This is a genomic window from Spirillospora sp. NPDC029432, assembly GCF_040703975.1.
GTDB lineage: Bacteria > Actinomycetota > Actinomycetes > Streptosporangiales > Streptosporangiaceae > Spirillospora.
The window spans coordinates 1-9,549 of the sequence record NZ_JBEZWH010000129.1 but is presented as its reverse complement, the minus strand read 5'-3'; the positions used below and the strand labels follow the sequence as shown (position 1 = coordinate 9,549).

General features: G+C 75.9%; 7 protein-coding genes and 1 pseudogene. 2 read left to right on the top strand and 6 right to left on the bottom strand.

Annotated elements, in window-relative coordinates; all coding sequences use genetic code 11:
* Nucleotides 1-478: nuclear transport factor 2 family protein (locus AB0881_RS41155; RefSeq protein ID WP_366626330.1), on the top strand; the 478-nt coding region annotated here is incomplete at its 5' end.
* Nucleotides 463-924, top strand: coding sequence for an Ohr family peroxiredoxin (locus AB0881_RS41150; RefSeq protein ID WP_366626328.1), 462 nt, complete (start codon nt 463-465; stop codon nt 922-924). The genes AB0881_RS41155 and AB0881_RS41150, both read left to right, overlap by 16 nt.
* Nucleotides 925-954: 30 nt before the next feature.
* On the opposite strand, the gene AB0881_RS41145 is transcribed toward AB0881_RS41150, so the two are convergent.
* The 6 genes and pseudogenes from AB0881_RS41145 to AB0881_RS41120 all read right to left on the bottom strand — a co-directional run.
* Nucleotides 955-2,685 carry a ferritin-like domain-containing protein gene (locus tag AB0881_RS41145; RefSeq protein ID WP_366626326.1) on the bottom strand — a complete coding sequence of 577 codons (1,731 nt, stop codon included), beginning with the start codon at nt 2,683-2,685 and terminating at the stop codon, nt 955-957.
* Between the two features lie 122 nt (nt 2,686-2,807).
* Nucleotides 2,808-4,538 carry an FAD-dependent oxidoreductase gene (locus AB0881_RS41140; protein WP_366626324.1) on the bottom strand — a complete coding sequence of 577 codons (1,731 nt, stop codon included), beginning with the start codon at nt 4,536-4,538 and terminating at the stop codon, nt 2,808-2,810.
* 64 nt (nt 4,539-4,602) lie between these two features.
* Nucleotides 4,603-5,622: a methyltransferase domain-containing protein gene (locus AB0881_RS41135; protein WP_366626322.1), complete on the bottom strand. Its 1,020-nt coding sequence runs from the start codon at nt 5,620-5,622 to the stop codon at nt 4,603-4,605.
* Between the two features lie 170 nt (nt 5,623-5,792).
* Nucleotides 5,793-6,197 carry a pyridoxamine 5'-phosphate oxidase family protein gene (locus tag AB0881_RS41130; protein WP_366626320.1) on the bottom strand — a complete coding sequence of 135 codons (405 nt, stop codon included), beginning with the start codon at nt 6,195-6,197 and terminating at the stop codon, nt 5,793-5,795.
* A gap of 5 nt (nt 6,198-6,202) precedes the next feature.
* A complete protein-coding gene (locus tag AB0881_RS41125; protein WP_366626318.1) occupies nt 6,203-8,896 on the bottom strand; it encodes an HAD-IC family P-type ATPase in 2,694 nt (897 codons plus the stop codon).
* An 80-nt stretch (nt 8,897-8,976) separates the two neighbouring features.
* A pseudogene (locus AB0881_RS41120) lies at nt 8,977-9,456 on the bottom strand (response regulator transcription factor); the annotation flags it as partial.
* Nucleotides 9,457-9,549: the final 93 nt, after the last annotated feature.

Below are 9,549 nucleotides of genomic sequence, written 5' to 3'. Positions count from 1 at the left end.
GCCGGCCGTTCCCGGGGGCCCGCCGCCGCGCCGGCCGCGGCCCCGGCACGCGCCCGACCCCGTCACCGTGTGGGCGCGGCGCCATTCCCATCAGGGCGGCACCGACCCGGCCGCGCTCGCCCGGCACGACCGGGTCGCGCGCCGGTTCGCGGCGGCGTGCGAGGCGGGGGACACGGCGGCGCTGGAGGCCCTCCTGGCGCCCGACGCGATCGTGGTCAGCGACGGCGGCGGCAAGGTGCGCGCCGACGCGCGGCCCGCGCACGGCGCGGCGGCGGTGGCCCGGTTCGCCGCGGAGCTGCCGTCCGGCCGGCCGCGCACGGCCGTGACCGCCGAGTCCGTGAACGGCCGCACCGGCCTGGTGCTGCGCCGGGCCGGGCGGGCGGTCGCGGTGGTCGGCCTGAGCACGGCCGGCGACGAGGTCACCGCCGTGTGGGCCGTGCTGAACCCCGACAAGCTCCGACGGTGGCACCAGCCATGAACGGCGCGTTCCAGCCCATCTACACCGCCCGGGTGACCGTGAGCGGAGGCGGTTCCGCGCACGGCCGCGCGACCGGGCGGGCCCGTTCCGCGGACGGCGCCCTCGACCTGGACCTGCGGGCGCCCGAGGAGCTCGGCGGCGACGCGGCCGGCCCCGATCCCGAGCAGCTGTTCGCGGCCGGGTTCGCCGCCTCGTTCCACGGCGTGCTCGGCCTGGTGGCCCGGCGGCACGGGCTCGATCCCGCGCCGATCACGGTGGAGGCGGCCGTGGCCGTCGGCCGCGATCCCGCCGGCGGCGGGTACCTGCTGCGGGCCGCCCTCGCCGTGCGCTGGCCGGGGGTCGGGCGCGAGACGGCCGCGCCGCTGCTCGCGGAGGCGGCCGGCCTGTGCCCGTACGCGAGCATGACCCGCCAGGGCATCCCGGCCGCGATCGACCTCGTCCCCTAGCCGGCCGGGCGGCCCGGCGGCCGGGCGGCGCTACGGCCGCGGGTCGTCCGGCGCGGGCACCTCGCGGAAGCCGATCTTCCGGTGGGTGCCGTCGCACAGCGGCTTGGCGGCGGAGTGGCCGCAGCGGCACAGGGTCATCCGGTTGCGGGTCTCCAGGGGCTCGCCGTCCGCGCGGTGGACGGGCACCCCGCCGGTGACCCACAGCGCGCTGGCCTGCCCGTCCTCCTCCTCGAGGACGGAGACGGCCTGCGGCAGGTCCACCTCCACGGTGTCGCCGCCGCGCCGGAGGGCGTAGCTGTAGGAGCCCGAGGGGCAGTGGTCGATCCGGCCCATGATCGCCGCGCGCACGTCACTGTCGCCGGAGTCGTCGAGCATCTTGGCGATGGGCCGGGTGCGGCCGATGCAGAAGGCGGCGTGGATGCACAGCTCGCCGACGCGCTGGGCGGAGATGCCGGTCCCGTCGTGGACGTGCTGCAGCTCCTCGTACGGCGCGGTGATGGCGGCCTCGGTGCCGTCGAACCCGGCGCGGGCGTGGGAGCCGTCGCAGAAGGGCTTGGAGCCGGAGCGGCCGCAGCGGCAGAGCGCGTAGGTGTCCTCGGTCGGCAGGTCCTCGCCGGTCTTCCAGGTCAGCGCGTCGCCCTCGGCGGAGACGATCTTGCGCTTGCGGCGCAGCGGGACCCGGCCGTACACGACGTACGGCCCGTCCGGCAGGACGGCGACGCGGCGCCCCCCGCCCACGCTTCCGCGGCGGTCCTCGGGCGGCACGTACTCGAAGGCCGGGCCGGCGGTGGTGCCGGGGCCGTCGGGCATCCGCAGCAGCGCCTCGGCCTGCGCCTTGAGCGCGTACATGCTGCCGATGGCGACCGCGAGCATCCTCGGGCTCCCGTCGAACGCCTCCTCCAGCAGGTGCAGGACGGCGCAGTAGGTGTGGGCGAACTCCTCCTGCGCGGTGCGGACCGGATGCCCCGGCTCGTGGTCGGCGAGCCGCGGGTTCCGCCGCATCGGGCGGACCGCGGCCATGTCCACCTCGATCCTCTCGCCGGTGGGCCCGGACTCCGGGGTGTCGCCGCGCCGGTAGCGGCGGCCGGCGCGCAGCTCCTGGAACCGGTAGTAGTGGGCGACCTCGTCCCGCTCGGGGTGGAAGACGTCCGGGTCGCCGTCCCAGACCTCGCCGCGGGCGGTGCCCTCGCCCTGCTCGACGATCTCGTCCAGCGCGGCCAGCGCCGTGTCCAGGTCCCCGACGGCGATCAGCCGGCCGGCGGTGTGGCTGAAGTGCGCGTCGGTGACCTGGCGGGCGGGGTCGCCGGTGAACACCGCGCCCTCCCCCAGCCGCGCGCACAGCCCGCGCAGCCCCTCCTCGATCGCGTCGTAGAACTGCCCGATCGTCGCGTAGCCGTCGGCCTGGGCGGGCGCGCCGGGCGGCGCGGGCTCCTCGATCCGCAGGAACGTCTCCAGCGCCTCGGGCCCGAACGGCACCAGCGACAGCTCCACGCTGCCGTTGCTGTGCGGGAGCGGCCGCGGGTGGGGCGGCAGCATCCGGGGCGTGTCGAGGCGCGGCCGGCCGCCGACGGCGTTGAGCAGGTTCGCCGCCAGGGCCAGGTGCAGCATCTCCTCGGCGAAGACGCCGCCGACCACCTCGACGGCCGCCCGGTTGCGCTCGGCGTCGAGGGAGTAGAGCGCGACCAGGTACGGCGGGAGGGTCGCGTGCTCCAGCTCGATCGCCCACTGGAGGTGCTCGCGCAGGCTCTCGATCGTCGTCACGCCACCGAGTGGGGCGGTCATCGGAGATTCAGGAGATTCGGGGGTCGTCGTCTGGTCTGCGTCGTTCATGAGTGACTCGTTTCAGCTGTGGCGGCCGGGTGGCGGGGGCGTGCGGGGGGCGCCTACTCCACGAGCTTTCCTTCGGAGGAGACGTGGCGCATGAGCAAGGCGATCTGCTCGGGGATCGGCGGGACCGGTTCGCGCTCGACCTTGCCCGGCCCCGACCAGACCAGGTTGACCTGGAACGCGGGGTCGAGGCCGGGGTGGTCCGAGCGGTTGTGGCAGCCGCGGGTCTCGCGGCGTTCCAGGGCCGCCTCCAGGGTGGCGCGGGCGGCCAGCATGGTGGACTTCAGGTCGAAGGCGTGCGCGAGGTCCTGGTAGCCGGCGTTGTCGGGATGGATCCCGAGGGCGCCGACGCGGTCCTCGACCGCGTCCAGCCCGGCCAGCCCGGCCCGCAGCCCCGCCTCGTCGCGGACGACGCCGCAGTGCTCGGTCATGATGTCGCGGACGGCGCGCTGCAGCAGCCGCACGTTCTCGGGGCCGTCGCAGGCCAGCAGCCCGTCCACCTCCCGCCGCGCCTCCGCGAGCGCGTCCGGGCAGCGGCGCTGGGCCCGGAGACCGGCCGAATAGGCGGCCGCCGCCTCCCCCGCGATGCGGCCGAACACCAGCAGCTCGATGAGCGAGTTGCCGCCCAGCCGGTTGGCGCCGTGCAGGCCGCTGGCGGCCTCGCCGATCGCGTACAGGCCGTGCACGCCGGTGCCGTGGTCCTCGGGCCGCACCCACACGCCGCCCATGGAGTAGTGCGCGGTGGGCGCGACCTCGATCGGGTCGGTGGTGATGTCGAGCATCTGCAGGTCCAGTAGCGTCCGGTGGACGCGCGGCAGCCGGGTCATGATCGTCTCGCGGGGCAGGTGCGACACGTCCAGCCAGACGCCGCCGTGCGGGGTGCCGCGGCCCTGCTTGATCTCGGTGTACGCGGCCAGCGCGACCCGGTCGCGGGTGGACAGCTCCATCCGCTCGGGGTCGTACCGCGCCATGAACCGCTCGCCGAGGGCGTTCAGCAGCTTCCCGCCCTCGCCGCGGGCCGCCTCGGAGACCAGGGTGCCGGCGGCGTCCTCGGGTTCGACCAGCCCGGAGGGGTGGAACTGGACGAGTTCGGGGTCGCGGATCCGGGCGCCGGCGAGCACGGCCAGGCGGAACGAGTCGCCGGTGTTCTCGTCGCGCCGGGACGAGGTGTGCCGCCAGATCCGGGTGTGGCCGCCCGTCGCCAGGATGACCGCGTCGGCGTGGATCACGTGGCGGGTGCCGTCGTTCAGGTCGAAGCCGTAGGCGCCGAAGACCGTGCCGTCGCGCACCAGCAGGCGGGTGATGTGGACGGTGTCCAGGATCGGGACGCCGAGCCGCTCGGCCCGCCGGACCAGGGTGCGCTGGATCTCCAGCCCGGTGTAGTCGCCGCTGAACGCGGTGCGCCGCCAGGTGTGGGCGCCGAAGAAGCGCTGCGAGATCCGCCCGTCGGCCTCGCGCGCGAACGGCATCCCGTACCGTTCCAGGTCGGCGATGCCGCGGGCGGCGCCCTCGGTCACGATCCGCACGGTGCGCGGGTCGGCCAGCAGGTAGCCCTCCTGGAGGGTGTCGGCCGCGTGCTGCCGCCAGTCGTCCTCCGGGTCCATCGTGGCCAGCGCCGCGTTGATGCCGCCGGCGGCGAGCGTGGTGTGGGCGTCGGCCCTGGCCCGCTTGCCCACCGCCAGCACGCCGACACCGCGTTCGGCCAGCTCGATCGCGGCCCGCAGCCCGGCGCCGCCGGTGCCGATCACCAGGACCGGTGCCGCGGTCCGCCGCTCGGAAGCGTCCATGCTCGTACTCCTTGAAGACTGGGGATCTCGGTGCTCGGGGCAGGGGCGGCCCGCGGACGCGTGCTCAGGTGTTCCCGTCGGAGCGGGGGTCCTCTTCGAGCGCCTCGGCGGCGCCGAGGAGGTCGCGGAGGCCGATCTCGTCGCGCTCGACGTCGGTGGGGTCGTACAGCCATTCGGAGGGCGGCAGCGCCGCGGCCTCCTGCGGGAGGCTGGATTCGGCCATGCTCAGCTCCGCCTGGACCTCGGTCTCGAACTCGTGCAGGAACTCGTGGTCGCCGGTCGGGGTGGTCATCGTTCCTCCATGCGTGACGTGGACGGTCGCCGGGCGGCTGACGGCGTGGATCAGCCGTGTCGAGATCTGGCCGGTGGCGAACAGGCGGGCGAAGCGCGCGTCCTGCTCGGCCGCCAGGGCGTAGGCGGGGTGGGCGCGGTGGCGGCGGGCGACGATCGCGGCGACCTGCTCGGCGCGCCGGGACCAGGACCGCGGGGTGCCGCCGGGGTGCTCGATCCGCTCGACCGGCTCGAAGCCGGCGGCGCGGAGCAGCGCGGTCAGCTCCGGCTGAGTGGGGAAATGGTTGCCGGCCGGGGCCGGGGCGGTCCGCGGCCCGCGGGCGACGACCACCAGCAGGCCCAGGGAGGAGCCGGGCTTGAGCACCCGGTGGATCTCGCCGAGCAGCGCGGCCTTGTCCTGGAGCGTGCACAGCACGCCCAGGCACCAGGCGGCGTCCATCGACGCGGTCCGCAGGGGGATGCGCCGGCCGTCGGCGGTGATGACCGGCAGGCCGAACAGCCGGGCGGCGGCACGGCACGCGGCCGGCATCGGCTCCAGCAGGACCGGCCGGACGCCGAAGCGCTCGGCGGCCCAGGCGGCCGGGCCGCCCGCTCCGGCCCCCACGTCCAGCAGCCGGGTCCCGGCCGCCAGCTCGCACGCCTCGGCCAGCCAGGCCAGCGCGGCCGGGCTGGCGCTGCCGCGGCAGGCGGCCGGGATCGCATGCCGCCGCCCGAGCGGGCCGAGGCCCTCGACGGCCTCGGCCGTCCATCCGGCGACGTCGTCGAACTCCGCGGCCATCGCCGGTGCGGTCACGGCAGAACTCCCCTCGATCCAGCGGTCCGGCGAGCACACCGCGCCGGCGGCCGCGGCTCCCGCGGCACCGTCGGCGCGCTCTTCCTCACGTCCCTCACTCAACTCCGCTCGCGGCCCCGGGATCAGGGGCGAACGGAGCGGCGGTGCCGGGACCTAGGTCCCGCGTCCCCTCACCGGGTGCGGCGGCCGGAGACGATCCGGGGGTCGATGCGGATGTAGTGCTCGCGCTCCCCGGGCGCCCAGGGATGGAGGGGAAGGGCGCGCAGGCCGGCCAGGTCGGCCGGGTCGGTCACCGCCCGGGCGGTGCCGACGACCACGACGGACCAGCCGGAACGGGCGGCGGCGTCGTAGTCGTCGATCTCGAACGCGACGACGGCGTCGCGGAGGGCGGTGGCGAGCCGGGACGTGGCGTAGGTCCGGATGATCACGTGCCCGCCGGCGAAGGCGTAGCCGACGGGCTGGACGGCGGGCAGGGCCCGGTCGGTGAAGACGACGCGGCCGAGCGGGGCGGCGGCGAGCAGCGCCCGGCACTCCTCGATGCCGAGGATCTCCAGCCCGCCGTGGTCGAGTCGCATCGGCCTCAGGACTCCCGCCCCGCGGCTCCCGCGCCGGGGACGGGCGTCCCGATCCGCGGGCCGGGCGCTCCGCGGGACCACCGCTTGGCGAGCTCGACGAGCGCGTACGCCACGGCCGCCACGGCGGCGATGCGGGCCCAGGCCGGGGCGGGGAGCGGCGCGGAGCGGAACACGTCGTTCATCACGGGCGCGTACGTGTAGAGGGCCTGGACGGCGATGAGGGCGAGCGCGCCCGCGCCGACCCAGGGGTTGCGGCGGACGCCGCCCCACAGCAGCGGCCGGTCCAGCGACAGGCAGTTGAACAGGTAGGCCAGCAGCGTCGCGGCGAAGACGTTCACCACGACGGTGCGGGCCTGCGCGAGGGACGCGCCGGCGGCCTGCTCCCAGTGGAAGAGGCCGAACGCGCCGGCGAGCAGGATCACCGAGACCAGCAGGACGCGCGCGGTCAGCGCGCGGGTGACGAGCGGCAGGGACGGGTCGCGGGGCGGGCGCCGCATGATGTCCTCGTCGTGGGGTTCGACGGCGAACGGCAGCCCGAGCACCAGCACGGCGGTCATGTTCAGCCACAGCACCTGGACGGGCAGGATCGGCAGCTCGCCGCCGCCGAGGATCGCCGCCATCAGCACCAGCCCCAGGCCGATGTTGGCGGGCAGCGACCACACGATGAACTTCACCAGGTTGTCGAAGACGCCGCGCCCCTCCTCGATGGCGGCCTCGATGGACGCGAAGTCGTCGTCGGTGAGGATCATGTCGGCCGCCTCCTTGGCGACCTCGGTGCCGCCGCGCCCCATCGCCACCCCGATGTCGGCCTGCTTGAGCGCGGGCGCGTCGTTGACGCCGTCCCCGGTCATCGCCACGACGTGCGACCGGCTCTGCAGGGCCTGGACGAGGCGGAGCTTCTGCTCGGGCGAGACCCGGGCGAACACGGCCGTCTCCTCGACCGCGCCGGGCAGCTCGGCGTCGGGGCGGGCGGCCAGCTCCGTGCCCGTCATGACGCCGCCGCGCAGGCCGATCCGCTCGCCGATGGCGCGGGCGGTGGCGGCATGGTCCCCTGTGATCATCTTGACCTGGACGCCGGCGGTCCGGCAGGCGGCGACGGCGCGCACCGCCTCCTCCCGGGGCGGGTCGTGCATGGCCTGCAGCCCGAGGAAGACCAGGCGGGGCAGCCCGCCGAGCCGGTCGGCCGGCGGGTCGACGGCGGCGCGGGCGAGGGCGAGCACGCGGAGGGCCTGGTCGCCGTAGGCGTGGGCGATCTCGGTGACGCCGCCGGCGTCGAGGGGTTCGGGCTCGCCGTCCGGGCCGAGCTGCGCGTCGCACATGGCCAGGATCCGTTCCACCGACCCCTTGACGTAGACGTCGCCGCCCGCGTGCAGGGTGGCCATGTACCGGCGCTCGGAGCTGAACGGGATCGCGTCCAGCCGCTCGGGGACCTCGGTGATGCCCGCCTTGGCCGCGCTGACGACCAGCGCGCCCTCGGTCGGGTCGCCGACCAGCCCGCCCCCGCCCTCGGTGATCCGGGCGTCGTTGCAGGCCAGCCCGGCCAGCAGGCAGGCGCGGACCGCCGGCAGGGAGGCCAGGTCGGCCGGCGCGCCGGCCGACCTGATCTCGCCCCGCGGCGCGTACCCGATGCCGGTCACCTCGTACAGGTGCCCGCCGGCGGCGATGCCGGTGACGGTCATCTCGTTCCGGGTGAGCGTGCCGGTCTTGTCGGTGCAGATGACGGTGGTGCCGCCGAGCGTCTCCACCGCCGGGAGGCGGCGGACGATGGCGTCGCGCCCCACCATCCGCGCCACCCCGAACGCCAGCGTGATCGTCACGACCGCCGGCAGCCCCTCGGGGATCGCGCCGACCGCCAGGGCGACGGCGGCGGTCAGCGTCTCCGCGGCGGGCTGCCCGCGCAGCACCCCGACGGCGAACGTGACGGCCGCCAGCCCGAGGATCGCCGCGGTGACCACCCGGCCGAAGCGGGCGATCTTGCGGGTCAGCGGCGTGCGGACGGAGGTCGCCTGGTCCACGAGCCGGTGCACCAGCCCGATCTCGGTGCCGGCGCCGGTGGCGGTGACGATGCCGGTACCGGTGCCGTAGGTGGCGAACGTCCCGGAGAAGGCCATGTTGCGGCGGTCGGCGAGCACGGCCTCGCCGAGGGGCGCCGGGTCCTTGGCGACCGGGGCCGACTCGCCGGTCAGCGCCGACTCGTCCACCTTCAGCCCGGCGGTCCGGACCAGGCGCAGGTCGGCCGGGACCTTGTCGCCGGCCTCCAGCATCACCACGTCCCCGGGGACGAGGCCGGCCGACGGCACCCGCGCCGGCCGGCCGTCCCGGACGGCGGTGGCGGTGGTGCGGGTCAGCGCGGCGAGCGCCGCCAGCGCCCGTTCGGCGCGCGCCTCCTGGGCGAACCCGACGACCGCGTTCACGATCACCACGCCCAGGATCACCGCGGCGTCGACGTGCTCGCCCAGGGCGGCGGTGATGATCGCCGACACCAGCAGCACGTAGATCAGCGGGTTGTGGAACTGCAGGAGGAAGCGCAGCGCCGGGCCCCGCCGCCGTGCCGCCGGGAGGGTGTTGGGCCCGTGCCCGGCCAGCCGCGCGGCGGCCTCCTCGGCGCCGAGCCCGCGGTCGGGGTCGGTGCCCAGGTCGCTCGCGACCTGGGCGGCGGTGAGCCGGTACGGCGGGCCGGCGGCGGTCGTCGTCGTCACGCCCCCAGCGTCGCGCCCGCCCGCTCCGCCGGACAGAGTCGAAGGTCCCTAGGGGCCCGCGCGCGCCCGGCGGCGGACGGTCACTCCCGGTCCCGGCCCTTGGGGGCCCCGGCCTTGAGCCGGGTCGCGTACGCGGCGGCCTGGGTGCGGCGCTGCATCCCCAGCTTCGCGAACAGGCTGGAGACGTAGTTCTTCACGGTCTTCTCGGCGAGGTACATGCGGGCGCCGATCTGCCGGTTGGTCAGCCCCTCGCCGATGAGCTCCAGGATCTGGCGCTCCTGGCCGGTGAGGGCCTGCAGCGGGTCGCTGCGCTCCTGCCGCTCGCGGATGCGCTGCAGCATCCGGGCGGTGGAGCGGGGGTCGAGCAGCGACTGGCCGGAGGCGACGGTGCGCACCGCGCCGACCAGGTCCGAGCCGTGGATCTGCTTGAGCACGTACCCGGCGGCCCCGGCCATCACGGCGTCGAACAGCGCGTCCTCGTCGTCGAACGAGGTCAGCATGAGGCAGGCGACCTCGGGCATGGCCGAGCGGATCTCGCGGCACACCGTGACGCCGTCGCCGCGACAGCGGGTACGTCTTCACCTGCCTCAACGGTGACCCGATGGCTCCGGACCGGCTGACGCGCACCTTCAAGAAGCTGATCGCCGATCATG